The organism is uncultured Tateyamaria sp. (assembly GCF_947503385.1).
GTDB lineage: Bacteria > Pseudomonadota > Alphaproteobacteria > Rhodobacterales > Rhodobacteraceae > Tateyamaria.
The window spans coordinates 569,505-593,676 of sequence record NZ_CANNDO010000001.1 but is presented as its reverse complement, the minus strand read 5'-3'; the positions used below and the strand labels follow the sequence as shown (position 1 = coordinate 593,676).

The window sequence follows — 24,172 nt, the reverse complement described above, 5'->3', positions numbered from 1 at the left end:
GATGACGGAAAAACTCGTGATCATTGGCGCGGGCATGGCGTCAGGGCGGGTGATCGAACATCTGGTGGAGGCGGCCCCGGGGGCCTTTGACATCACTCTGTTCAACGCCGAACCACGCGGAAACTACAACCGCATCATGCTGAGCCCCGTGCTGGCGGGCGACCAGACCTATGCGGATATCGTCACCCATGACGACGACTGGTACGCCGCGCACAATGTCACCTGCCGTTTTGGCGAGCGGGTCGTGGGCATCGACCGCGACCAGAAGGTCGTGACCGGCGAAAAAGGCGCGGTGCCATATGACAAGCTGATCTTTGGCACCGGGTCGAACCCCTTCATGATCCCCCTGCCCGGCCATGACCTTGACGGTGTGATCGCGTATCGCGACCTCGAAGACACCGAACGGATGATGCAGATGGGTTCCGGCAACAAAGTTGTCGTGATCGGCGGCGGTCTGCTGGGTCTGGAGGCCGCGGCAGGCATGGCGGCACGCGGTGCAGACGTCACTGTGGTCCATATCATGGGCCACCTGATGGAGCGGCAGTTGGACGAGGCGGCGGGCTATCTGCTGAAGAAATCGCTGGAGGCCAAAGGCATCACCGTCAAGCTGCAAGCGAACTCGAAAGAGATCGCCGGGCGGGACGGCAAGGTGCGCGCGCTGATGCTGGACGACGGCACGGAACTGCCCTGTGATCTCTTGGTCATGGCCGTGGGCATCCGGCCAAACGTGGCACTGGCGCAAGAGGCTGGCCTTGCCGTCGGCAAGGGCATCCATGTGGACGATCACATGTGCACCTCGGACGCGGATGTGTTCGCCGTGGGCGAGTGCGTGGAACATGACGGCGCTTTGTTCGGTCTCGTCGCGCCGCTTTATGATCAGGCCAAGGTATTGGCGCAGACGTTGCTGGGCGACGCGGCAACGTTCCGGCAAAAGACGCTGTCCACCAAGCTCAAGGTGACGGGCTGCGACCTCTTTAGCGCCGGTGACTTTGCCGAGGGCGCGGGACGCGAGGACATCGTGCTGCGCGACCCGGCCAAGGGCATCTACAAGCGCCTCGTGATCGAAGAGGACAGGCTGGTGGGGGCGGTCATGTACGGCGACACCGCCGACGGCAACTGGTTCTTTCAACTGATCAAGGACGGCACCAACATCGACGAGATGCGCGAGACGCTGATCTTTGGTCCGGCCTTTCAGGGGGGTGCCGCTGTGGACCCTCTCTCAGCCGTTGCAGCATTGCCGCCTGAGGCGGAAATTTGCGGCTGCAACGGCATTTGCAAGGGCACCATCGTCGACGCCATCGCCGGGGGTGCGTCCGATCTGGCCGCGGTCAAGGCCACGACCAAGGCGTCGGCATCCTGCGGCACCTGCACCGGATTGGTGGAACAGCTGTTGCAGGTCACCTTGGGCGACGATTTCCAGATGCCCACGGCGCAGCCCATTTGCGGCTGCTGTGACCTGACGCACGAGGACGTGCGGCGGCTGATCAAGAGCAGGGAACTAAAAAGCCAGGCAGCCGTCTGGCAGGAACTGGGGTGGACGACGCCCAATGGCTGTCATGTGTGCCGCCCTGCGGTGAATTTCTACCTGCTCGCCGATTGGCCGCTGGAATATCAGGACGACCCACAAAGCCGGTTCGTCAACGAGCGCAAGCACGCCAACATCCAGAAGGACGGCACGTTCAGCGTTGTGCCGCGCATGTGGGGCGGGATCACCAACCCGAACGAGCTGCGCGCTATCGCGGATGCGGCTGACAAATACAACGTGCCCACGGTCAAGGTCACCGGCGGGCAGCGCATCGACCTGCTGGGTGTCAGGGGTGAGGACCTGCCCTTTATCTGGGCGGACCTGAACAAAGCGGGGCTGGTGTCGGGCCACGCCTATTCCAAGGGGCTGCGCACGGTCAAAACCTGCGTGGGCACGGATCACTGCCGCTTTGGCACGCAGGATTCCACCGGTCTGGGCATCAAGCTGGAACAGGCGCTGTGGGGCTCGTGGACCCCGCATAAGGTCAAGCTGGGCGTGTCCGGTTGCCCCCGCAATTGTGCCGAGGCGACCTGCAAAGACGTGGGCATCATCTGTGTCGACGGCGGGTATCAGGTCGGCGTGGCCGGCGCTGCGGGCATGGACGTGAAAGAGACGGAGCGGTTGTGCGATGTCGCCACGGAGGCCGAGGCCATCGACGTCACGGTCGCCTTTGTCCAGCTGTATCGCGAAAATGCCAAATACCTCGACCGACCGTACAAATGGGTCGCCAAAGTGGGGCTCGAGTGGGTGCAGGAACGCATCGCGGACCTTGATGAACGCGCACGCCTGATCGCCGCGTTCGAGCAGAGCCAGTCCATCTACCGCAAGGACCCGTGGGCGGAACATGCTCAACAGGCGCAACGGTATCAGCCGCTGGCGGACCTGACATTGGAGGCGGCGGAATGAGCTGGATTGATATCGGCCCCATTGACGACATCCCCCTGCGCGGCGCGCGCAAGATCAAGACGGCTTTGGGCTGTGTCGCGGTCTTTCGTACCGGCACGGACGAAGTGTTTGCCGCGACGGACACCTGCCCGCACAAGGGCGGTCCGCTGTCCGAAGGGATCGTGCACGGTCAATCCGTCACCTGCCCGCTGCACAACTGGGTTTTCGATCTGAACACCGGGCAGGCGCGGGGCGAGGACGGTGCTATCACGACCTTTCCCGTGCGTGTCGAGGCCGGGCGTGTCCTGATCGACGCGCACAAACTGGCCACGCGGAGTGCCGCGTGATGGACGGCACCGGCCTGCCTGAAACACGCTCCACCTGTCCTTATTGCGGGGTGGGCTGCGGCGTGCTGTTGCGCCCCGACGGGCATGGCGGTCTGGACGTGCGTGGCGACCCTGCGCACCCGGCGAATTTCGGGCGGCTTTGTTCCAAAGGTGCCGCATTGGGCGAGACGGTGGGGCTGGAACAGCGCCTGCTGACCCCGCGTGTGAACGGGCAGGATGTGGGTTGGGACACAGCATTGCAGCAGGTTGCAGACAGGTTCACGCAAACGATTGCGGAGCACGGGCCCGACGGTGCCGCGTTTTATGTGTCGGGCCAGTTGCTGACCGAGGATTACTACGTCGCCAACAAGCTGATGAAAGGGTTTATCGGCTCGGCCAATATCGACACAAATTCGCGCCTGTGCATGGCCTCGTCCGTGGCGGGGCACAAGCGCGCCTTTGGCAGCGACACGGTGCCGGGCACCTACGAAGACCTCGATGAGGCGGATCTGGTGGTGCTGGTGGGGTCGAACCTCGCGTGGTGTCATCCTGTGCTGTACCAGCGGCTGCTTGCCGCACGGGCGGCGCGGGGCACCAAGATCGTTGTGATCGATCCGCGCCGCACGGCCAGCTGTGACGGGGCCGACTTGCATCTGGCGCTGCAACCGGGCAGCGACGTGGCGTTGTTCAACCGGCTGCTGGTGACGCTGCATGAAGGCGGCGCGCTGGACAAGGCGTTCATCGACCGGACCCACGGCTTTGACGCGACACTGCGCGCCGCACAGTCCGATAGCGTTGCACCAACCGGACTGACCGAAGCCGAGATCGCAGCGTTTTGCGCGCTGTGGATGCGGACCGACAAGGTTGTGACGATCTATAGCCAAGGCGTGAACCAGTCGACCTCCGGGTCGGACAAGGTGAACGCGATCCTCAATTGTCACCTCGCTACGGGTCGGATCGGTACGCCGGGATGCGGGCCGCTGTCGGTGACCGGCCAGCCCAACGCGATGGGTGGGCGCGAGGTGGGTGGGCTGGCCAATATGCTGGCCTGTCATATGGACCTCGAAAACGCCGACCACCGCGCGGCGGTCCGGGACTTTTGGGGGGCGCCTGCGGTGCCGGATGCCCCGGGGCTCAAGGCCGTGGACATGTTCCGTGCGGTAGCGGACGGTCGGATCAAGGCGCTGTGGATCATCCACACCAACCCCGCCGTGTCCATGCCCGAAGCAGATGCCGTGCGCGACGCCATTGCCGCCTGCCCTTTTACTGTGGTCAGCGACATCACCGCCCACACCGATACCGCACGACTGGCCGAGGTCGTGTTGCCTGCCACCGCATGGGCAGAGAAAGAAGGCACCGTCACCAATTCCGACCGCACGATCAGCCGTCAGCGCCGGGTGCTGCCCGCACCCGGAGACGCACGGGACGATTGGGATATCCTGTCGGAGGTGGGTCGCCGCATGGGCTTTGCCAAAGCCTTTGACTACGCCAACGCGGCCGAGATCTTGCGCGAGTATGCCACGCTGTCAGGCATTGCAGGGCAGTTCGGGCGCGACTTTGATATCTCGGGCCTCGCAGACCTGAGCGACGGCGAATATGCTGACCTGTCGCCGCAACGCTGGCCGATCACACCCGCATGTCAGGGTGGCCGGTTCTTTGCTGACGGGCAGTTCTTTCACCCCGACGGCAAGGCGCGGATGCTGCCGGTGACGTGGACCCCCCCGGCGGCCAAGGCGTCTCCGCGCTTTCCTTTCCGCCTGAACACCGGGCGCGTGCGCGACCAATGGCACACCATGACCCGCTCTGGCCTCAGCCCGCGACTGTCGGCGCACCTGGCCGAGCCGTTCCTTGATATCCACCCAGACGACGCGATGGCGCATGGCATTTCGGCGGCGGACCTCGTGCAGGTCAGCAGCACCACCGGCACTGCCATTCTGCGCGCCCGCATTACGGATGCCGTGCAGCGCGCTCAGGTGTTTGCCCCCATGCACTGGACCGGCGAAACGGCCCCGGCCGCACGGATCGACGCGCTGGTCGCCGCCGTCTGTGACCCCGTATCCGGCCAACCGGAGAGCAAGGCGAGCGTTGTGGCTGTCGCCCGATACGATGCCGCATGGTACGGCTTTGCGGTGTCGCGGCAGGCGATGGTGCTGGACACCGATTACTGGGCACTGGCCCGTGCCGCCCAAGGCTACCGCGCAGAACTGGCGTCCCGCACACATATCGCCGATTGGGAGGCTGAAGCGCGCCGCATGTTCGATGCGCCCAATGCACATTTGTCATCGGTCATCGACACCAAACGCGGTGTCGCCCGGATTGCGGTGCACGCGGATGGGACGCTGATCGGTGCGCTCTTTGCGTCGCCTGATCCGGTTGCGGTTGTGCGCGACTACCTCGCCGACCTTCCCGGCACCGATGCGCCCGGCGTATTGCTGGGCCGCCCGGCGGCGGATGTACCGACGCCCGGCCCGACCCTCTGTTCCTGCTTTGGCGTGGGCATCAACACCATCCTCAGCGCAATCGAGACCCAAGGGCTGATGTCTGTCGAAGCGATTGGTGCGGCACTGGGCGCTGGCACCAATTGTGGCTCCTGCCGCCCCGAGATCGCAGAACTATTGCAGTCCGTCCGCATCCGGGAGGCTGCGGAATGACCCTCGCCGATCACGTGCGCACATTGGGGCGCGGGCCGGGTCGGTCACGGTCACTGACGCAGGATGAGGCACATGATGCGATGCGCCTGATCCTCCGGGACGATGCAGCAGCCGAAGCGGTGGGCGCGCTTTTGATGCTGTTGCGGATGAAGGGCGAGACGGCGCAAGAGATTGCAGGTCTGGCCGCCGCTGCGCAGGCTGACATGGCCGGTTTGCCGCGTGTCGATCTGGACTGGCCAAGCTATGCCGCAGGCCGGACGCGGGGTGCCCCGTGGTTTTTGCTATCCGCACGGTTGGTGGCTGAGGCAGGTCACAAGGTGCTGGTACACGGCTGGAACGGCACCGATCCCAAGGTGCGCGCCGGGTTGCGCGCGGCTGGCATCCCCGTCGCTGGCACAGTCAAAGACATCGCGCAGCATCTGGACCGCAGCGGGATCGTGTATCTGCCGCTTGAGGTCGCGCATCCGGCGCTGTTTCACCTCCTGAACCTGCGCGCCGTCCTCGGGCTGCGTTCCTGCGTCAATACGGTGTGCCGAATGCTGAATCCGGGCAGGGCACCCGCAAGCGTTCAGGGCGTGTTCCACCCATCCTATCGACTGTTGCAGGCGGATGCGGCCCAGCTGCTCGGGTGGCGGAGCCTGACCGTCATCAAGGGCGGCGGCGGCGAATTCGAACGGCATCCGGGCAAGGACATCACGGGCTTTGGCCTGCGGTCCGGCGCACCGTGGGAGGCGCGGTTTTCCGGCGCGCATTACGAGGCCCGCCGTCTGGCCACATGTCGGGATGCCACGTTAACCCCCGCCACGCCAACGGCCTTTGACACAGACATCATCACCGGCACGGCGGCTTTGGCCTTTGACACCCTCGGTACGTCGGATGATCCGCGCGCACTTTGGGACGCACACCTCGCTGCCAAGGCCGCCTGACAAGGAGACACGCCATGCAAGCCTTTCCCATGTTCATCCGCACGACAGGACGCCGCGTGATCATCGTGGGCGGCGGCGAACAGGCCGCGCAAAAGGCGCGACTGCTGCTCAAGACGGATGCAGATTTGGTGCTGGTCGCGGACCGGCTTGATGATGAACTGCGCGCCTTGGTGGACCGGGGTCGGGCCCGGCACGTATCCGCGCTGTCCGCGGATGTGTTTGACGGGGCGGCGATGGGTTTCGTGGGTACGGGATGTCCGGGTCTGGATGCGGCGGCGCACGCTTTGGCCAAAGCGGCGCGCTGCCCCGTGAATGTCGTGGACCAGCCTGCGCTGTGCGATATGACCACTCCCGCCATCGTCGACCGCGACCCCATTGTCATCGCCATTGGCAGCGAGGGGACGGCACCCGTGCTGACCCGCGAGATCAAGACAAAGCTGGAACAGATGTTGCCCCGGACGCTGGGTGGTCTGGCTGCGCTTGCGGGGCGGCTCCGTCCTGCGGTGACCCGGCATGTCCCGCGGACGGGACGGCGACCGTTCTGGGCGTGGGTGTTCAAAGGGCCGGTGCGGGACATGTGGGTGCGCGGCGCGGAACGGGAGGCGTCATCAGCGATCAAGGCCGCCATCGCGGCAGGCGGGGCGCCGGATCAGACGGCGGCGGGGTCGATCAGCCTTGTTGGGGCGGGGCCGGGCGCACGCGATCTGCTGACCCTGCGCGCGGTGGAGCGACTACAGGAGGCGGACGTGGTGTTTTATGACCGGCTGGTGGACGCGGACGTGCTGGAATTGGCGCGGCGCGATGCGGAGCGGGTGTTCGTCGGCAAGCATGTGGGCGCGCACGCGTGGCCGCAGGATCGGATCAACGGCATGATCGTGGCAGAGGCGGCGCGCGGGCGGCGTGTGGTGCGGCTCAAGTCGGGCGATCCCGGTATTTTCGGGCGCGCGGGCGAAGAGATCGCGGCGGCGCGGGCGGCGGGCATCCCGGTTGAGGTGGTGCCGGGAGTGACGGCGGCCTCTGCGGCGGGGGCGCGGCTGGGACGGTCCCTGACGGAGCGGGGCGTGGCCAACACGCTGGTTCTGGCGACGGGAACGGGGCGGGCGGAGGATGCGCTGCCGGACGCGACCCGGCTGTCGGGGCCGGGGACGACGACGGCGCTTTATATGTCTGTGGGGCAGGCTTCGCGGCTGGCTTTGGACTGGCTGGGGCGGGGGATGCCGGCGGATTGTCCGGTGGATATTTGTGTGGATGTGTCCAAGGATTCGGAGCGGCACTTTTCGGCGACGGTGGGGACTTTGGCGGCGGAAATTGCGGCGCGGGAGGTCACGGGATGCGCGATTTTGCTGGTCACGTGGCCTGAAAAAACCAGTGCCGCGGTTGCGCTGGCGGGGTGATGGGCCCGGAGAAAGACTCTGCTGTCCCGGCATGGGACAGGGATTGGGGTACGGAAAATCAATGGGTTACAGAGACGGATTTAGGATTTGTTAGGGTTTGGGGGTGTTTTGGGCAGGGTGTAGTATGTGCAATTTGCCCGTCATGATGGGGTGGAACCCTGCCTTATACCCGGTCAAATCACCACGTCGGACCGTAGCTATGCTCAGACACTGGATAACTCAAAGTTGCGAAGTGCAGGTTTCGCGGTGCCAATTGCGCACCTGAATTTTGCTCCGCCGCTTGACACCTGGGTTTTTGGGGCCGCCGGTTGCCGGTGCGACGTCAAGAATTACGCACCAAGATGACATCACTGTTTAGAACGGTGTTGATGTGAACAAATGCGCGTAGCTAGCAATAGTCTGTAGACCAAAAGTCATCAGATGCCTCAGATGGTACGATGACTGAACTCTCCAAAAACATATCGCATTTACAAGAGGTTATTGCCGCCAATGTGCGCAAGCGTCGCCTCCGCATGGGATTGTCTCAAGAGGAGTTTGCCGACTTGTGCGGTTATCATCGCACCTACATCGGCTCAATCGAGCGCTCCGAACGCAATATCACCGTCTCGACCCTCGAAGCTCTGGCGAAACATCTGGGCGTTGAACCCGCTGACTTGTTGAGTGAAGATGGCTGACCTCGACAAGATTAAGCGCACCCCTCGTTCTGCAATCGACCTCGTGCTGCTGGCGCTTTGCGAAAGCGTCGATGCAAAGCGCGCCCGAACTGTGATCGACCATATCTTGGAACATGGCATTATCACCAATGAAGAGCTGAGCGAACTGTACGGGTACGATCACCCGCCCCGCGCAATCCGCGACGTGCGCGAAAACGGCATTCCTTTGATAACCCATAGCGTCACTAGCCCAAAGACTGGCCGCAGGATGGGTGCTTACACCTTCGATGACGTATCGAAGATCAAGCGGGGTCGGATAGGTGGCCGCAAGGCATTCTCAAAGAAATTCAAGCAAGAACTGATCGAAACGTACGGCGCGAAAGATGCCTTCACGGGTGAGCCGCTAGACGAGCGATACTTGCAAATAGACCATCGCATTCCCTATGAAGTCATCGGCGATGCCAACGGAAACGCCTCGCTCGATCCAAAGGAATTCATGCTGCTCGATGCCTCCTCAAACCGGGCAAAAAGTTGGTCATGCGAACATTGCGATAATCTAATTGAGAAGCACAATCCTGACATTTGCAGACGGTGCTTCTGGGCTTCACCAGAGAATTACAACCACATAGCCGAAACGCAATCACGCCGCGCTGAGGTGGTTTGGACTGGCGAAGAAACGCAGCACTTTGACAAGCTCAAGAGCGAAGCAGATGCGCTCTCAATCGAAGTGACGGCGCTTATCAAACGAAAGCTACGCGAATAGGCGTTCTTGCTGCGGGCGCTGCGGCATCCCCATGTCGAAAATCTCAAGATCACGCGAAACATATAGGCTTTCAACTGTCTCGGCTGTGCTCCCGTTCAAAGTCGCTTGTGACGACCTGCCAGCGGCGATTTCCAGTAGATGCGCGTCGACGGTGCTAGGCAATGGCTTGCCATAGGTCTTATCCCCTGTGCGCCCGTCATAAGACAAGACGTAGGGAACATGTCTGGCATCCAAGCGATGTAACGCCTTGATTAGAGTTTCCCGCTCTAGCTGCGCAGCATATCGCTTATCAGGGCCATAGGATGTGCCTTGATATGGCGGGTCCATGTAAACGAAATCGGACGGGAGAGCATCGGTTATGCAAGCCTCAAAGTCACCCCGATACAGCTCAACCCTTCCCTTCAAGAGCCTGCTGACAGCATGAACAGTGCGCGTCACCTTGTCGGGTTTCATACCCGTGCGGCGCTTGTCGGCGGACTGAGTGAAATGCCCGTGCTTGTTGAAGCGCACGGCGTTCTTCACGCATCGGGCAACCAGGTAAAGGAGCTGAACAGGATCGGCCTCAGTGTTGTAGGCCGTGCGAACCTCGTTGAAATGACTGGGGTTGTCGAGCTGCGCGTGCCAAACCTCGCTATAGCGCTCTGACAACTCTGTCGGCCTTTCGATAATCATTTCCCAAAGGTCAATCAAAACACCAAAGCTATCACCAATAACGAATCTTTCCGCTTGTCCATGTGTAGCGGCATAGATCGTGATCGCTGCCGAACCCGCAAATGGCTCATAAAGCGTCTCAATGCCCTTTGGGATAAGCTGGCAAATTCTAGGTGCAAGCGACCGCTTGCTGCCTTGATATGGAATGGGCTGGATAGATAACGGCTTCATGTTTTTCATGATGCAGCATGCTACTGCAAGTCATCATACAAGCCTACCGGTAAATATGCGTTACCAACAATATTTGCGAAGCAGTGTTTGGCGTAAAAGCCCGTGAACGTGTCAGTTCGAGCCTTGCCCGAACGCCTCGTTGGGCTGGCTCCAGACGCTGACGACCCGACACAGCGGCCCTAAACCACAACCTCCTCCGCCCGTTGCTCCCCCACCCCGAACACGCGCTTGTATCGGTCGATCTCGCCCGCGGGGCCCATCGCCTTGTTCGGGTTGTCGGAGAGTTTCACGGTGGGGCGGCCGTTGGCGGATATGGCTTTGCAGACGAGGGAGAAGGGGGCGAGGCGGTCGCCGGGGGTGAGGCCTTTGAAATCGTTGGTGAGCATGGTGCCCCAGCCGAAGCTGACTTTGACCCGGCCCGCGAACTGGCCGTGTAATTCGGCGATTTTGGCGGCGTCCAGACCGTCGGAGAAGATGATGAGTTTGGTCAGGGGGTCTTCGCCGCGGTCCTGCCACCAGCGGATGGCGACTTCGGCAGCCGTGGCAGGATCGCCGCTGTCGATGCGGATGCCCGTCCAACCCGCGAGCCAATCGGGGGCGTTGGCCAAGAACCCTTCGGTCCCATAGGTGTCGGGCAGGATGATGCGGAGGTTGCCGTCATGCTCTTCGTGCCAATCGCTCAGCACGTCGTAGGGGGCCTGCGCCAGCGCGGCGTCGGTTTCGGCCAAAGCCGAATAGACCATGGGCAGTTCGTGGGCGTTGGTGCCGATGGCCTCGACATCGCGGTTCTTGGCGATGAGGCAATTGGAGGTCCCAACGAAGCTGTCGCCCAGCCCCTCGCCCATGGCCTGTACGCACCAGTCCTGCCAGAGAAAGCTGTGGCGGCGGCGGGTGCCGAAATCGGCCACGCGCAGGCCGTCGAGGCGTTTGAGCTGTTCGATTTTCTCCCAGAGTTTGGTCATGGCGCGGGCGTAGAGGACCTGAATTTCGAACCGGCCCATCTGGTTAAGCACCGCGCGGCCCCGCAGTTCCATGAGCACGGAGAGGGCGGGGATTTCCCAGAGCATCACCTCGGGCCAGGACCCTTCGAAGGTCAGTTCGTATTGGTCGCCGATGCGTTCAAGGTGGTAGGCGGGCAGGCGCAGGTCTTCGAACCAGTCCATGAATTCGGGCGTGAACATCTGGCGTTTGCCGTAGAAGGTGTTGCCGCGCATCCATGTGCTTTCGCCGCGTTTGAGCGAGAGGGAGCGGATGTGGTCAAGCTGCTCGCGCAGTTCGCCTTCGTCGATGAGGTTGGCGAGCGGGATATGGGTGGAGCGGTTGATGAGGGAGAAGGTGACTTGGGTGTCGGGTTTGTTGCGGAACACGGACTGGCACATGAGCAGTTTGTAGAAGTCGGTGTCGATGAGGGAGCGGACGATCGGGTCGATCTTCCATTTGTGGTTCCAGACGCGGGTGGCGATATCGACCATGGTGGTGTCCTTGCGTTTGGGCGTTTGTGCCAGAGGTTGCGCGCTATTCCAAGCGGTGCGGGTACACCTGTGGTGGCAGGGGATGTGTCGCGGTTTGGGGGCGGTCAGGTCAGCGTGACGCCTGCGGCTTGCATCCCGCTTTGGGCGGCGGCGAGGGATCCGTCGAGGTCGATGGCACGGCAGAGGTCGCTGCGCACGGTGGTCGCATAGCCCAGCCGTGCGGCGTCGGTCGCGGAGAAGTTTACGCAGAAGTCAGTGGCGAGGCCCACGAGGGTCAGCGTGGTGATGCCGCGGCTGCGCAGGTAGCCGTCGAGCCCGGTGGGCGTGGTCTGGTCGTTTTCGAAGAAGGCGGAGTAGCTGTCGATGCCTGTGCGGAACCCTTTGCGGACGATCATCTGGGCGCGGGTGGTGTCGAGCTTTGGGTGAAAGGCGGCACCGGCGCTGCCCTGCACGCAGTGGTCGGGCCAGAGGACCTGCGGCCCATAGGCCATGTCGATCACGTCGTAGGGCGATTTGCCCGCGTGGCTGGACGCGAAGGAGGAGTGGCCCGCCGGGTGCCAGTCCTGGGTCAGCACCACGGTGTCCGTTTCGGCCATGAGAGCGTTGATGCCTGCCACGATCGCATCCCCGCCGGGCACGGCGAGGGCGCCGCCGGGGCAGAAGTCGTTCTGGACATCGATGACGATCAGGGCGTGGGACATGGGGGCGCTCCGGTTATGTGCGGGGTGCAGGGTACGCGCGCGCTGCGGCAAGGTGAAGGGCCGGGCGTTTGGAAGGTGAGCGGTTTTGTGCGATAATTCGGGCGGAGAATGGGGCGGTGCATCATGGAAAAGCCCGATATCACCGGCTGCGCCCTGCGCGAAACAGCGTGGGTCTTTGACCTCTACGATTGCCCGGACGGCGCGGTGCTGTACCGATCCGAAGGGATGGGCGTGACGTGGACGGAACCGATGTTCATGTGGCAGATGCTGCTGTGGGTCGGTGCGGTTGTCCTGACCCTTTGGATCATGCGGATCATCTGGGAGGGTGCGTTGTGGGACAGCCGCTTGTGGTTTCAGGCCGTCACCCTGTTGCTGGGCACGCCGATGGTTCTGCTGGTCACGTTGTGGTTCATGAACGCGCCCTACCGCCTTGCACGCCACGGGCTGCTGTTGAGCCACGGCGAATCCGTGGGCGTGACGTTGGCCATCTGGTCGATGGTCATGGGCTGGCTGTTCTTCAAGGCGTCCCAACGGTCGGGCGGCGGAGGTTGAAGCGCGTCGCAAGGAGGCGTATTTGCCGCCCATGTACACGATTGCCGCCCTGTATCACTTTACCCGCTTTGCCGATCCTGCCGCCCTGAAGGGGCCGCTGGCGGCCACCTGCTGTGGCCATGACGTCAAGGGCACGCTGTTGTTGGCACCCGAGGGGATCAACGGCACCATCGCCGGACCGCGTGCGGGCATTGACGCAGTGCTGGCGCATATCCGCGCCCTGCCCGGCTGCGCCGATCTGGAGTGGAAGGAAAGCACCAGTCCCACCCCGCCGTTTGGCAAGATGAAAGTGCGGCTGAAACGCGAGATCGTCACCATGGGCCAGCCCGATGTGGATCCCGCCGCGCGCACGGGTCATTACGTGGATGCGCAGGACTGGAACGACCTGATCACCCGCGACGACGTGGCCGTGATCGACACGCGCAACGATTACGAGGTGGCTATCGGCACGTTTGACGGCGCGGTCGACCCGCAAACCCAGAGCTTTGGCGCGTTCCCTGCATGGTGGGAAGAGAACAAACACCGGTTCCATAACAAGAAAATCGCAATGTTCTGCACCGGGGGCATCCGCTGCGAGAAATCCACGAACTACCTGTTGGGGCAAGGGGTCGAGGATGTCTATCACCTCAAGGGTGGCATCCTGAAATACCTCGAAGAGGTGCCAGCGGCGCGCAGCACGTGGCAGGGCGAATGCTTTGTCTTTGACGGGCGTGTCAGCGTGGGTCACGGGCTGAAGGTTGGCCCGCATGTGCTGTGTCATGCCTGCCGCCGTCCGATCCTGCCCGCCGACCGCGACCGGCCTGAATTTGAGGACGGCGTAAGCTGTCATCACTGCGTCGAGGAAACCAGCGATGACGACAAGGCCCGGTTTCGCGAACGCCAGAAACAGGTGCGGCTGGCCCGCGCGCGTGGCGAAGACCACCTGACGGGCCGTATGGTACCGGGCAAGGGCTAGGCCCGCCCAAAACGCGGGGGCTGCCTGCCCACCGCACGCAGTCGAGCAACGATCCCGGAGGTCTGGTGTGGCAAAACTGAGCGTGTTGATCGGATGTGTGATGCTGTGGTGCGGCACCGCCTTGGCTGACACAAGTTTTGATCACGAGGCCGTCGTGACAGGTGTCACGGGCGACCGGGCGACCTGCCCGGATGCGCCGGGCCACCTGTGGGTCGTCGTTCATGGTGAGGGGGACTGCATCCGCTATTACGGATCCATGCTGGATGTCGGTGCGCAGACTGTCTTTGTCTCCATCCACGGTGATTTGCCGGTGACGGGGGAGAACGCCAAAACGCGCCTGCCGAGGCTTTACAGAAAATGGGACAGCCCGGCCAAGATGGCCGCCCGCGCGGATGGTCAGCGGGCAGAGGCGGGCATTGACGGGCCGTTTGTCTTTGTCGCGCGGCCGGGCCTGTTCGGATCAACTGGCTTTCATACCGAACGCCGTGGCCAACGCGAGGTCGATCTAATGAACCGCGCGCTGGACCTGCTGAAGCAAAGGTATGGCATCACGCAATTTCACCTGTCGGGGCAATCGGGCGGCGGTCACATCGTTGCATCGGTTTTGCCCCTGCGCAGGGATGTCGGCTGTGCGGTGACAAGTGCGGGCATTGTGTCGGTTGCCCAGCGCGCCATGATCCAAACCGGAACCCGCGACATTGCGGGCGGGCATCCCTATCACGACCCGGTGGATCATGTGGACGGCTTACCCGGCGCGCCGCTGCGCCTGCTGGTGATTGCCGACCCGGAGGATGCTGTTTCGCCTTTTGCGGCGCAGGAACATTATGTTGGTGCGGCCCAAAAGGCGGGTGCGGACGTGTCCCTGTTGACCGCAAAGGGCACGGGTGCGCGGCGACATAGCCTTGGGACAGCGGGGCGTGTGGCGATGCGGCTTTGTGCCGAAGGCGCATCGGTGCCCGAGATACAGAGCGGCATCCACCGGTTGACCGGGATGCCCGGCTAGGCCGGTAATGATATACGGACAATTCGAGGTGTTAAGCCTGCTGTAACGGGCCGCGTGATACCGATGGTTTCGGGTGAAAAGAGGTCCGGGATCATGAGTGCGCAAACCAACGCACAGCCAATCATTATCAAACGCAAGAAGGTGTCCGGCGGTGACGGGCACCATGGTGGCGCTTGGAAAGTGGCCTACGCGGATTTCGTGACGGCGATGATGGCGTTTTTCATGCTGATGTGGTTGCTGAACGCGACAACAGAAAAACAGCGCAAGGGCATTGCCGATTACTTTTCCCCGACGATTCCGATCAACCGGATTTCCGGCGGCGGGGATGGCAGTTTTGGCGGGGACAGCGTGTTTTCCGAAGAAACCCTGCCGCAGAACGGCACCGGCGCAACCAATGCACGACCCACGGAGGGGCGTCAGGCCCGTGGCGAAATGGGCGGCAGCGCAGAAGGGGATGCAACCGCCGCGCAGGACAGCACATTTGAATCGCTGGAGGCCGCGTTGTTGGGTCAGGGTGGCGAATCCAAGGTGATGGACAATGAATACCAGCACATCGTGACCCGTATCACGGATGAGGGGCTGGTGATCGAGGTGTTTTCCCTGCCCGATGCTCCGCTGTTCGATCCGGTGACGGATCGCCCGACCGACTTGCTGCGGTCGCTTGCCGCGCTGATCGTGGACACCGCGCAGACGGTCACGAACGGCGTCGCCATCGGAGGCCATGTGGAGGCGCAGCCTATCGTTTTGGCCGACAATACAGTGTGGGCGCGGTCGATGGATCATGCCACGGTGATGCGCAGGCTGATGGAAGGTGCAGGGCTGGAGCCGGACCGGGTCGAACGCGTGACAGGCCATGCCGACCGCGAACCATCCGCGCGCAATCCCATGGCAATCCGGAACAATCGGTTAGAGATTGTCTTGCTCCGAGAATAGGCTGCATTTTATCTGTTAGGCCGGTCTTAAGGACGGCACGCCTATCTGTTCGATCAAAGCAGGTCGATACAGCAGAAAGGCGTATCCATGACAATCTCTTCGTCGCTTAACGCAGGTGTGGCAGGACTCCAATCGAATGCCACGCGACTCGCGTCCATCTCAGACAACATCGCCAACTCTTCGACCTACGGGTACAAACGGGTCAGCACGGATTTCCATTCGCTGGTGATTTCGTCGTCCGGCGGGACCTATTCGGCAGGGGGCGTGCGCGCCACGACAGAGCGTTTGATTGACCAGCGCGGATCGCTGGTGTCGACCGCAAATGCGACGGACCTTGCGGTGCGGGGACGCGGCATGTTGCCGGTGGCACAGGCAACGGATGTGCAGGTCGACAACGGTGAGACGCTGATGCACCTGACGACCACGGGGTCGTTCCGGACGGATGCCGAAGGGTATCTGGTGTCGAATTCGGGCCTCGTTCTGCTGGGCTGGCCTGCACAGCCGGACGGAACGATCCCCAACTTTCCCCGCGACACATCCGATGGGCTGGAGCCGGTACAGATCAATGTGAACCAGTTCTCGGGCGAGCCGACGACACAGATGGCGCTGGGGGTGAACCTGCCGGCCACCGACACGGATGCGGGCAGCGCGGGCGAGCTGCAAAATCTCGCGATCGAGTATTTTGACAATCTCGGCACCTCCGAAAGCATCAACATCACCTTTTCACCCACTGTCCCCGCCACGGGGTCATCGAACGAGTGGACCATGACGCTGAGCGATTCCGCCTCTGGCGGTGCGGTGATCGGTGAATACACGCTGACTTTCAACGACAGCCGGACCGCGGGCGGCACGCTCGCCGGTGTGGCAACCACCAGCGGCGGCGCATATGACCCGGCAACCGGCAGCATCATCGTGACAGTCGACGGCGGCCCGATTGAGATTGACATCGGTATGCTGGGCGACAGCGATGGGCTGACCCAGCTGTCCGACAGCTTTGCGCCCGTTTCGATTTCCAAGGACGGCTCGCCCGTGGGCAACATGACCAATGTTGAAGTGGACGCCAACGGCTTTGTCACTGCGTTCTTCGACACCGGCATCAACCGCACGATCTATCAGGTGCCGCTGGTCGATCTGCCCAACCCCAACGGGATGGTGGCACTGGATCAACAGACCTACCTGCCCTCACCCGAAAGCGGCAGCTTTTTCCTCTGGGATGCCAGCGACGGCCCGACCGGTGACATCCTGTCTTACGCCCGCGAAGAATCTGCCGTCGACGTGGCCGGTGAACTGACGGCGATGATCCAGACACAGCGCGCCTATTCGTCAAACGCGAAAGTCATCCAGACCGTGGACGAGATGTTGCAGGAAACAACCAACATCAAACGCTAATCGCGCCCCTGACCGGAGATTGATGCCATGACCCTCACAAGCGCCCTGAACGCTGCGATGACCGGACTGCGCTCTGCCAGCCGGTCATCCGAGCTGATTTCGTCGAATATCTCGAACGCGGCCACGCCGGGCTATGCCCGCCGCACGTTGGAGACGACGTCGAATGCAAGCGCCTTTCTGAGCGGTGTGCGCATCGAAGGTGTTGTACGGCATGGCGACGCGCAGGTGCTGGCTGATCGCCGATTGGCCAGTGCCGAATTTGGATACCGGTCGGACACGACGCGGTTCCTCACGTCCATTGAAGATGCGATTGGCACGCCGGATCAACCCGGATCCCTGTCCGCCCGACTGGCGGATTTCGACAACAGCCTGATCCTAGCCAGCAGCAGGCCCGACGCGGCGGAACGGCTGGACAGCAGTGCGCTGGCCGCGCGCGATCTGGCCAACACGATCAACCGCGCGTCAGATGACGTGCAAGGCGCGCGGTCGCAAGCGGACCGAAACATTGCCGCCCAGATCGACAGGCTGAATGACGCGCTTGCCGCCGTGAAGGAGGTCAACAGCCAGATCACCGCCACCATTTCACAACGCGGAGACACCGCGGCCCTGCAGGACCAAAGGCAAGTGCTGATCGATGAGATCAGCGAGATTGTCCCCGTCCGCGTCGTGCCGCGGGATCATGGCGCGGTTGCGCTGTTTTCCACGGGCGGCGCGATCCTGCTGGACGGGACGCCCGCCAGCATAGAATTTGAGCCGGCGAATGTTGTGACACCCTATATGTCGGTCGAAGACGGCACGCTGTCCGGGCTGACGGTCAATGGATTTGCGGTCTCTACCTCCTCCGAGACGGGTCGGTTGCGCGGCGGCACCCTTGGTGCCCAGTTCGAAATTCGCGACGAACTGGCACCAGAGGCGCAAACCCAACTGGATGCACTGGCGCGCGATTTGATCGAACGGTTCGAAGACCCGGGCGTCGATCCGACGCTCGCGGCAGGTCAGCCGGGCCTCTTTACCGATCAAGGCGCTGCACTGGACCCGCTGGCCGAAGAAGGGTTGGCCAGCCGCCTGTCCCTCAATGCGTTGGTCGATCCCGCACAAACCGGAGAGACGTGGCGGATCAGGGACGGATTGGGCGCAGCGGCCCCGGGCGATGTCGGCAATGCCCAAATTATTAACGCATTGTCCGACGCGCTGTCCGACGCGCGAACGCCCGCCACGGGCGGTTTTGGCACAGGGGTGTTCACCGCGCTCGATCTGACTTCCGCATTTGCTTCACGGCTGGGTACGGACCGGCTGCGATCCGACCAACAGCTGAGCTTTGCGTCGGCGCAATTGAACGAGTTGACACAACTGGAATTGGCGGACGGGGTCGACACCGATGTCGAATTGCAGCGCCTGATGATGGTCGAACAGGCCTATGCCGCCAATGCGCGGGTTATTCAGACCGTTGACGAAATGATTGATACCTTGCTGGGAATTTGAAGATGATCAATGCAACCTCTTTCGGTGATCTGGCGCAGTCTTTCCTGCTCCAGCGCCGCGGTGCAGACCTGAAAACCGAAATGTCGCGCCTGAATCAGGAACTGGTGACCGGTCAGGTTGCCGACGTCAAAGCGGTGCTGGCTGGCAATACCAGCTACCTCGCCGGGATCGAAAGCGACCTGCGCACGCTGCAAGGCTACCGTACCGCCACGGACGAGGCCGCATTTTTCACTGACGCGATGCAAACTGCGCTGGACCGGGTGCAAAGCTCTGGCACGAACTTCAGTCAGGATTTGCTGACCACGGCCAAGAACGGGCCTGAACCGGTCCTGGATCAGCTGTCGCGCAACGCACGGACCGAGCTTGAGACCATTGTCAGCGCGCTCAACACCTTTGTCGGCGGGCGGGCCGTTTTTGGCGGAACAGCCACAGGGGCGAGCCCCCTTGCAGATGTTGATACGATCATGACCGATTTGCGCAGCGCGGTGGCCGGTCTGACGTCGGTCGATGACATTCTGGCCGCGGTCGATACGTGGTTTGACGATCCGTCAGGCTATGCAGATGTGGCCTATAACGGATCTGCGACACCGCTTGCCCCGATGCGCATCGGTGCGGACGAAACGGTCGATGTCCGGCTTACCGCCGAGAACGCGGCGTTGCGCGACGTTATCCAGAGCATCGCGACCTCTGCCCTGGTCGAAGATCTGACACTGACGCTATCCGTCGATCAGAAACGGGAGATGCTGGACCGTATGGGTGTCAAATTGCTTGGCCAACAGGACGGCCTGACAGCAATCCGCGCCGAAGTGGGCGCAGCACAGGAGCGCATCGACACTGTCGCGGCGCGCAACAGCGCGCAAAGCACGTCACTGGAATATGCAAAAGGCGCGCTGTTGGGCGCCGATCCCTATGAAACCGCCACCAAATTGGAGGAAGTCCAATTCCAGCTTCAAAGCCTGTACACAATCACCGCCCGTATGTCCGATCTGTCGCTCGTGAACTTTATCCGATGAGGGTGCTCTGGTTCGCGGTACTCGCGATCTGCATGGCGCTGCCGACGCTGGCCGGATCAGTCCGCATCAAGGATCTCGTCGAATTTGACGGCGTGCGCGGCAATGATCTGGTGGGCTACGGCCTTGTCGTGGGGCTTGACGGCACAGGTGACGGTTTGCGCAATGCGCCATTCACCGAAGAGATCATGTCCAATGTCCTCGAACGGTTGGGAGTCAATGTTACGGGCGAACAATTCCGTCCCAAGAACGTGGCTGCGGTATTCGTGACGGCCAGCCTGCCGCCTTTTGCGCGCACGGGTTCGCAAATTGATATCACGGTGTCGGCCATAGGCGATGCCAAAAGCCTGTTGGGCGGAACGTTGATCATGACCCCGCTCAACGCGGCGGACGGACAGATTTATGCGGTTGCTCAGGGCACGGTGATTGCCGGCGGCGCTGTGGCCGAAGGCGACGGCGCACGGGTGACGCAAGGGGTGCCTACTGCGGGCGTGATCCCTGCCGGCGCTCGTGTCGAACGCGAGGTCGATTTTGAGTTGAGCAGCCTGAATGACATGCGACTGGCGTTGCGTGACGCCGACTTTACCACGGCGGCACGGATCGAAACCGCAATCAACTCGGAGTTTGGACGTCAGGTGGCCGTGATGCTGGATTCCGGCACGGTTGGTCTGAATGTAGAACGGACAGGATCGCGGTCGGTGGCACATGCATTGGGTCGGATCGAAAACATCTCCGTCGAGCCCGAGCGCAAAGCGCGGGTCGTGGTTGATCAGAGGTCCGGCACAATTGTGATGGGGGACGATGTCAGAATCTCACGTGTCGCCGTGTCGCAAGGCAACCTTACCCTGCGCGTCCAAGAGCAGCCAATAACCGTGCAGCCCAACCCGTTTGCTGATGGCACTACCGTTGTTGTCCCCCGAACAACAGTGGACATTGAAGAAGACGAAGGAACTGGCCTTGCCGAAGTGCCGGATGGTGCATCGCTGTCGCAGGTCATTGCCGGACTGAATGCCTTGGGTGTTGCGCCGCGCGACATGATCGACATTCTGAAGAGCATCAAGGCAGCGGGCGCACTGCACGCAGAGTTTATCGTAAGGTAAGCAATGGAGTCCGGGCTGGCGCCCGCGCGCCTGATTGCGGTGCAATGATGCTGCACGACCGCGCTGCATAGACACATGCCTTCGACGCGTCCAAGCGACAGACCGTCGGCGTCAAACAGACCGATTCATTCCGATTGAATTCTGAGGGCCTTGGTGCCGTCAAGGACGGGCGACACCTGTGCGAACGGGGGTGTTGAGAGCGGAGACCGTAATCTGTCCTCAGGCATTGCCAGTTGTGCGACCGGATCAGAGCTTTGTGACGCCGCTCGCCCGTGGTCGAGGTGTCCTAAAAGTAGCTGCGCACCAAACTGCTGGCGATAAGGCTCCACCCGTCGGCGACGACAAAGAATGCCAGCTTGAATGGCAGCGAAACGATTGCCGGGGGCACCATCATCATCCCCATGCTCATCAGCACCGCCGCAGCCACCAGATCGATGATCAAAAACGGCAGAAAGATCAGGAAACCGATTTGAAATGCGCGAGAGATTTCCGACAGCATAAAGCTGGGCACAAGAACAGAAAGCGGCGCGTCCGGTGCGAGTTCTGTTCCACGGGTATCCGGGCGCAGGTCTGCCATTGCCGCAAATGTATCCGCATCAAGTCGGCCGGCCATGAACACGCGAAACGGCTCCAGCGTGCGCGTAAACGCCTGTTCGGCGCTGATTTCTTTGTTTGTGAGCGGTTGCAACCCTTCGGTCCATGCTTCGACAAAGACCGGCTCCATGATGAAGTAGGTGAGAAAGAGCGCCAAGCTGACGATCAGCATGTTGGGCGGAGATTGTTGCAGGCCAATGCCTTGGCGCAGGATCGACAAAACGGTCACCAGAAACGGAAAACATGTCACCATGATTGCAAGCCCCGGAGCAAGGCTCAGCACGGTGATCAGGGCAATGAGTTGCAGGGTCCGCGCGGTGATCGACCCGTCATCGCCCAACGATAAAGAGACGTCTTGCGCCCAAATCATGGACGGACACAAAAGCAGGATCGCAAGGACGAGAAAGCGGAACTGCATGGCGTTACGCGCCTGAACCCGTGTCCAGAACTTCGGTCAGCCGTACAACAAGCTGCCCCTCTTCGGCACCTTCCGCCTCTTCCAGCATCCCGCGGGCAATCAGCGTTTCGCCAACGTACAAATCGACCGGATCATCAACTCTTTTGTCCAGCGTGAGAACGGCGTTTGGCCCAAGCATCACCAGATCGCGAACCAGCGGTCGGGCACGCCCAACAGACACAGTGATGTCGATCGGAACACCTGTGAACGGGTTGCTGGTATCGGACGCCAAGGTTTTTGTGTCAGGTTGTTCGGTCATCTTGTCCCTCGGAGTTTTGTGTTTCGAAATACTCAGCCACCGCTGCGCCGACATCCGCCACAACGCGGCCCAGATCGATCACATGCTCTGTATCGTCGAGTTGAAGCGACGCCTGATCAGGGGCCAATGTCGCATCGGCCACCAGCTCGTAGGAAATGGGTGATTCGGGCAGGATCCGTTCCACGTGATCAAGGGACGCTTCGGGCACGCGCAACTGGATCGTATGCACAAGGGCGTCGCGCGTGCGCGCTTCGATCAGTTGGACGATATGCGCGCCGAGGCTCTGCCGGGCCATATCGGGCAAGACGGTGTCGACGACCCCTTGCATAATGTCGCGCACCGTCCGGGTCAGTTGGCTGCGCAGTTCGTGATACTGAAAGGACGCGTCCTGTAAGTTGGCGGCGAGCGCAGAGGAAATTGTCAGTTCGAGCGTGGTTTGCGCCTTGGTCGAATCGTCCCACCCCGCCTGATATCCGTTTTCAAACGCCTGCAGCTTTTCATCTTCGAATTTGTCGGTGGACACATTTGACACAGGCCCGTCCATCGAAATCTCGGTTCCGAAGTCCTGATAAAGTGATGCAACATTCATCATGCACGCTCCTCATCTTCTTCGAGCCAACTGCGCAGAATCTCGACCGTTTCTTCCTGACGCTCACCGATCATGTTGCGCAGCCGCTCAACCGGGTCGGCACTTTGCACCGTGCCGCTGATGCTGCCGTCCTGCAGTCCCATGGGGGGCAAGGCTGGCAAATCGGGAAGTGGCGCGTTCAGATCAATGTCCGGGAAATCCGATTGAGGCGATGCGGATGCAACATCCGACGTGCCCCCGATCATCGCAGGCGCCTGCCCCGTTTCCGCAGGTGGCAGCATTGCGGGCGCAGGGGCTTTGGTCAGGATGGGCCGCACGACAAACAGGCCCAGAATGAGCGTCACGATTGCCAGAACCGCCATTTGCAAAGCAGACATCACATCGAAGGCAAAAAGGTCCATCAGCGAGGATTCCGCAGCCGTACCCACAGGCTCTGCCGATTGCAGCGGCATCGCCTTGATCGTGATGATGTCGCCGCGGCTTTCGTCAAATCCGACGGCGGCGGCCACCAGTTCCTGCAAGGATCTAAGCTCCTCTTCGGTGCGCGGCGTCGCGTCGGCGTTGGGTGTTTCGATCACGTCATTGACCAGAACGGCAACCGTCAGCCGTTTGATAGCGCCGGGCGCGCGGGTAATAGCCCGTTCGGTTTCCGAAACTTCGTAGTTCACCCGCTCGCGGGTCTCGGAGTCCTGTGATGTTGCCGTTTCGTTCCCGCCGGCATCGCCATCGGGCAAATTGGACGCGACGGTGACGTTCCCGCCGCCTTCCTCGTTGGAATTACTTGTGCGTTCCTCGGTGTCCGTGCTGATCGCCACGCGCCCTTCGGGGTCAAAGCGGCGCTCGCGGATTTCTTCCGTTTCCGTGACCGTGTCCACGCTGACTTCGACAATCGCATTGCCGTGGCCCACACGCGCCTCCAGCAAACGTTCGACACGCTCACGCAATACTTGCGCCTTGTCATCCGCGCCCGCTGCTGGCGCATCCTCATCCACCGACCCGATCAAGGTGCCGTTGGCGTCGATCACCGCCACATCATCCGCCGACAGGCCCGCAACCGCAGACGCCACGAGGAAACGGACAGCTTTGCCCTGCTGCGCTGTAAGGCCAGATCCGTTCGGCGTGATCGACACAGATGCGGTCGGCGTGACACCCCGCTGAAACGGGTTGGACCCGGTGGAGGCAATATGCACACGGGCCATGGCCACATGCGGGCTGGCGGCAATTGTGCGCGCCAATTCGCCTTCCTTTGCGCGCCAATAAGCGGCGTCGAACATTTGCGACGTGGTGCCGAACCCTGACAGCCCGTCCAGCAGTTCATAGCCACGGCTGCTGTTGGCGGGCAGTCCTTCGCTCGCGAGGGTCATGCGCAATTGATCGCGTTGCCGCGATTCGACAAAAATCGAATTGCCACGAATTTCGAATGGCACACCGCGCTGCTCAAGCGACCGTACAACGTCCCCCGCCGCACCGTTTTCCAGACCCGCATAGAGCAATGTCATGGAGGGGGCCGCCACAATACGTGACATGGTCAACACCGCCAAAAACATTGCGATCGTCGCCACCACCACAGTGATCTGCCGCCGCATGTCCAGGTTCATCCACGCATTCAAAAGCTGCTGCACGATTGCCTCCGTCGCACCGCACGTTCTGCGCGGCTTCACTGACAGCAAT

At 61.9% G+C, this 24,172-nt stretch carries 22 protein-coding genes; 15 read left to right on the top strand and 7 right to left on the bottom strand.

The genetic code is table 11. The features are described 5' to 3' along the window. Nucleotide 1 precedes the first annotated feature (1 nt). The 7 genes from nirB to Q1A85_RS02920 all read left to right on the top strand — a co-directional run bounded on the left by nirB (nt 2) and on the right by Q1A85_RS02920 (nt 9,123). Nucleotides 2-2,431 (top strand): nitrite reductase large subunit NirB, encoded by a 2,430-nt coding sequence (gene nirB, locus Q1A85_RS02950; RefSeq protein WP_299684898.1) that lies wholly within the window; start codon nt 2-4, stop codon nt 2,429-2,431. Then, nucleotides 2,428-2,757: a nitrite reductase small subunit NirD gene (gene nirD, locus Q1A85_RS02945; protein ID WP_299684896.1), complete on the top strand. Its 330-nt coding sequence runs from the start codon at nt 2,428-2,430 to the stop codon at nt 2,755-2,757. Before nirB ends, nirD begins: the two co-directional genes overlap by 4 nt. Continuing rightward, nucleotides 2,757-5,387, top strand: coding sequence for a nitrate reductase (locus tag Q1A85_RS02940; protein WP_299686338.1), 2,631 nt, complete (start codon nt 2,757-2,759; stop codon nt 5,385-5,387). The genes nirD and Q1A85_RS02940 overlap by 1 nt, the downstream gene beginning before the upstream one ends. Continuing rightward, complete coding sequence (locus Q1A85_RS02935) at nt 5,384-6,313, top strand: glycosyl transferase family protein (protein WP_299684894.1); 930 nt, start codon at nt 5,384-5,386, stop codon at nt 6,311-6,313. The genes Q1A85_RS02940 and Q1A85_RS02935 overlap by 4 nt, the downstream gene beginning before the upstream one ends. 14 nt (nt 6,314-6,327) lie before the next feature. Continuing rightward, nucleotides 6,328-7,707, top strand: a complete 1,380-nt coding sequence (gene cysG / locus Q1A85_RS02930) for a siroheme synthase CysG (RefSeq protein WP_299684892.1) — start codon at nt 6,328-6,330, stop codon at nt 7,705-7,707. 437 nt (nt 7,708-8,144) lie between these two features. Beyond that, a complete protein-coding gene (locus Q1A85_RS02925; protein ID WP_299684890.1) occupies nt 8,145-8,381 on the top strand; it encodes a helix-turn-helix transcriptional regulator in 237 nt (78 codons plus the stop codon). Beyond that, on the top strand, nt 8,374-9,123 hold the full coding sequence (locus tag Q1A85_RS02920; RefSeq protein ID WP_299684889.1) for a hypothetical protein: 750 nt from the start codon (nt 8,374-8,376) through the stop codon (nt 9,121-9,123). The genes Q1A85_RS02925 and Q1A85_RS02920 overlap by 8 nt, the downstream gene beginning before the upstream one ends. Here Q1A85_RS02920 and Q1A85_RS02915 read toward each other — a convergent pair. The 3 genes from Q1A85_RS02915 to pncA all read right to left on the bottom strand — a co-directional run bounded on the left by Q1A85_RS02915 (nt 9,112) and on the right by pncA (nt 12,178). Then, on the bottom strand, nt 9,112-10,014 hold the full coding sequence (locus Q1A85_RS02915; protein WP_299684887.1) for a DNA adenine methylase: 903 nt from the start codon (nt 10,012-10,014) through the stop codon (nt 9,112-9,114). The two genes, Q1A85_RS02920 and Q1A85_RS02915, sit on opposite strands and share 12 nt — an antisense overlap. 170 nt (nt 10,015-10,184) lie before the next feature. Beyond that, nucleotides 10,185-11,477, bottom strand: a complete 1,293-nt coding sequence (gene pncB / locus Q1A85_RS02910; RefSeq protein ID WP_299684885.1) for a nicotinate phosphoribosyltransferase — start codon at nt 11,475-11,477, stop codon at nt 10,185-10,187. 104 nt (nt 11,478-11,581) lie between these two features. After that, a complete protein-coding gene (pncA, locus tag Q1A85_RS02905; RefSeq protein ID WP_299684883.1) occupies nt 11,582-12,178 on the bottom strand; it encodes a bifunctional nicotinamidase/pyrazinamidase in 597 nt (198 codons plus the stop codon). A 123-nt stretch (nt 12,179-12,301) separates the two neighbouring features. Between pncA and Q1A85_RS02900 the strand changes: the two genes are divergently transcribed. The 8 genes from Q1A85_RS02900 (at nt 12,302) to Q1A85_RS02865 (ending at nt 20,602) form a co-directional block, all read left to right on the top strand. Next, the gene (locus Q1A85_RS02900) at nt 12,302-12,730 is read left to right on the top strand and encodes a hypothetical protein (RefSeq protein ID WP_299684881.1); all 429 of its coding nucleotides are present in this window, start codon (nt 12,302-12,304) and stop codon (nt 12,728-12,730) included. 31 nt (nt 12,731-12,761) lie between these two features. After that, complete coding sequence (locus Q1A85_RS02895) at nt 12,762-13,685, top strand: rhodanese-related sulfurtransferase (protein WP_299684879.1); 924 nt, start codon at nt 12,762-12,764, stop codon at nt 13,683-13,685. A gap of 67 nt (nt 13,686-13,752) precedes the next feature. Continuing rightward, nucleotides 13,753-14,688 (top strand): hypothetical protein, encoded by a 936-nt coding sequence (locus tag Q1A85_RS02890; protein WP_299684877.1) that lies wholly within the window; start codon nt 13,753-13,755, stop codon nt 14,686-14,688. A gap of 93 nt (nt 14,689-14,781) precedes the next feature. Then, nucleotides 14,782-15,621: a flagellar motor protein MotB gene (locus Q1A85_RS02885; protein ID WP_299684875.1), complete on the top strand. Its 840-nt coding sequence runs from the start codon at nt 14,782-14,784 to the stop codon at nt 15,619-15,621. Between the two features lie 87 nt (nt 15,622-15,708). Next, nucleotides 15,709-17,010, top strand: coding sequence for a flagellar hook-basal body complex protein (locus Q1A85_RS02880; RefSeq protein WP_299684872.1), 1,302 nt, complete (start codon nt 15,709-15,711; stop codon nt 17,008-17,010). Between the two features lie 27 nt (nt 17,011-17,037). After that, complete coding sequence (flgK, locus tag Q1A85_RS02875) at nt 17,038-18,492, top strand: flagellar hook-associated protein FlgK (RefSeq protein WP_299684870.1); 1,455 nt, start codon at nt 17,038-17,040, stop codon at nt 18,490-18,492. A 2-nt stretch (nt 18,493-18,494) separates the two neighbouring features. Further along, on the top strand, nt 18,495-19,505 hold the full coding sequence (locus Q1A85_RS02870; RefSeq protein ID WP_299684868.1) for a flagellin: 1,011 nt from the start codon (nt 18,495-18,497) through the stop codon (nt 19,503-19,505). Continuing rightward, entirely contained in the window at nt 19,502-20,602 is a 1,101-nt protein-coding gene (locus Q1A85_RS02865; protein WP_299684866.1) for a flagellar basal body P-ring protein FlgI, read from the top strand. Before Q1A85_RS02870 ends, Q1A85_RS02865 begins: the two co-directional genes overlap by 4 nt. 286 nt (nt 20,603-20,888) lie before the next feature. Here the strand turns inward: Q1A85_RS02865 and fliP are convergent, their stop codons facing one another. The 4 genes from fliP to fliF are packed head-to-tail and all read right to left on the bottom strand — an operon-like array spanning nt 20,889 to nt 24,123. Further along, nucleotides 20,889-21,614, bottom strand: a complete 726-nt coding sequence (fliP, locus tag Q1A85_RS02860) for a flagellar type III secretion system pore protein FliP (RefSeq protein ID WP_299684864.1) — start codon at nt 21,612-21,614, stop codon at nt 20,889-20,891. A gap of 4 nt (nt 21,615-21,618) precedes the next feature. Then, complete coding sequence (locus Q1A85_RS02855) at nt 21,619-21,912, bottom strand: FliM/FliN family flagellar motor switch protein (RefSeq protein ID WP_299684862.1); 294 nt, start codon at nt 21,910-21,912, stop codon at nt 21,619-21,621. After that, a complete protein-coding gene (locus Q1A85_RS02850) occupies nt 21,896-22,504 on the bottom strand; it encodes a hypothetical protein (protein WP_299684860.1) in 609 nt (202 codons plus the stop codon). The genes Q1A85_RS02855 and Q1A85_RS02850 overlap by 17 nt, the downstream gene beginning before the upstream one ends. Beyond that, nucleotides 22,501-24,123, bottom strand: a complete 1,623-nt coding sequence (gene fliF / locus Q1A85_RS02845) for a flagellar basal-body MS-ring/collar protein FliF (RefSeq protein WP_299684858.1) — start codon at nt 24,121-24,123, stop codon at nt 22,501-22,503. Before fliF ends, Q1A85_RS02850 begins: the two co-directional genes overlap by 4 nt. Nucleotides 24,124-24,172 lie beyond the last annotated feature (49 nt).

What these genes read in the sequence shown, in the direction of transcription:
- Q1A85_RS02880 (WP_299684872.1), top strand. Translation starts at nt 15,709, where the DNA reads ATGACAATCTCTTCGTCGCTTAACGCAGGTGTGGCAGGACTCCAATCG.
- Q1A85_RS02920 (WP_299684889.1), top strand. Translation starts at nt 8,374, where the DNA reads ATGGCTGACCTCGACAAGATTAAGCGCACCCCTCGTTCTGCAATCGAC.
- Q1A85_RS02865 (WP_299684866.1), top strand. Translation starts at nt 19,502, where the DNA reads ATGAGGGTGCTCTGGTTCGCGGTACTCGCGATCTGCATGGCGCTGCCG.
- Q1A85_RS02925 (WP_299684890.1), top strand. Translation starts at nt 8,145, where the DNA reads ATGACTGAACTCTCCAAAAACATATCGCATTTACAAGAGGTTATTGCC.
- Q1A85_RS02855 (WP_299684862.1), bottom strand. Translation starts at nt 21,912, where the DNA reads ATGACCGAACAACCTGACACAAAAACCTTGGCGTCCGATACCAGCAAC.
- Q1A85_RS02885 (WP_299684875.1), top strand. Translation starts at nt 14,782, where the DNA reads ATGAGTGCGCAAACCAACGCACAGCCAATCATTATCAAACGCAAGAAG.
- Q1A85_RS02895 (WP_299684879.1), top strand. Translation starts at nt 12,762, where the DNA reads ATGTACACGATTGCCGCCCTGTATCACTTTACCCGCTTTGCCGATCCT.
- pncB (WP_299684885.1), bottom strand. Translation starts at nt 11,477, where the DNA reads ATGGTCGATATCGCCACCCGCGTCTGGAACCACAAATGGAAGATCGAC.
- Q1A85_RS02940 (WP_299686338.1), top strand. Translation starts at nt 2,757, where the DNA reads ATGGACGGCACCGGCCTGCCTGAAACACGCTCCACCTGTCCTTATTGC.
- pncA (WP_299684883.1), bottom strand. Translation starts at nt 12,178, where the DNA reads ATGTCCCACGCCCTGATCGTCATCGATGTCCAGAACGACTTCTGCCCC.
- fliP (WP_299684864.1), bottom strand. Translation starts at nt 21,614, where the DNA reads ATGCAGTTCCGCTTTCTCGTCCTTGCGATCCTGCTTTTGTGTCCGTCC.
- Q1A85_RS02900 (WP_299684881.1), top strand. Translation starts at nt 12,302, where the DNA reads ATGGAAAAGCCCGATATCACCGGCTGCGCCCTGCGCGAAACAGCGTGG.
- Q1A85_RS02935 (WP_299684894.1), top strand. Translation starts at nt 5,384, where the DNA reads ATGACCCTCGCCGATCACGTGCGCACATTGGGGCGCGGGCCGGGTCGG.
- Q1A85_RS02915 (WP_299684887.1), bottom strand. Translation starts at nt 10,014, where the DNA reads ATGAAAAACATGAAGCCGTTATCTATCCAGCCCATTCCATATCAAGGC.
- flgK (WP_299684870.1), top strand. Translation starts at nt 17,038, where the DNA reads ATGACCCTCACAAGCGCCCTGAACGCTGCGATGACCGGACTGCGCTCT.
- Q1A85_RS02850 (WP_299684860.1), bottom strand. Translation starts at nt 22,504, where the DNA reads ATGATGAATGTTGCATCACTTTATCAGGACTTCGGAACCGAGATTTCG.
- nirD (WP_299684896.1), top strand. Translation starts at nt 2,428, where the DNA reads ATGAGCTGGATTGATATCGGCCCCATTGACGACATCCCCCTGCGCGGC.
- cysG (WP_299684892.1), top strand. Translation starts at nt 6,328, where the DNA reads ATGCAAGCCTTTCCCATGTTCATCCGCACGACAGGACGCCGCGTGATC.
- nirB (WP_299684898.1), top strand. Translation starts at nt 2, where the DNA reads ATGACGGAAAAACTCGTGATCATTGGCGCGGGCATGGCGTCAGGGCGG.
- Q1A85_RS02870 (WP_299684868.1), top strand. Translation starts at nt 18,495, where the DNA reads ATGATCAATGCAACCTCTTTCGGTGATCTGGCGCAGTCTTTCCTGCTC.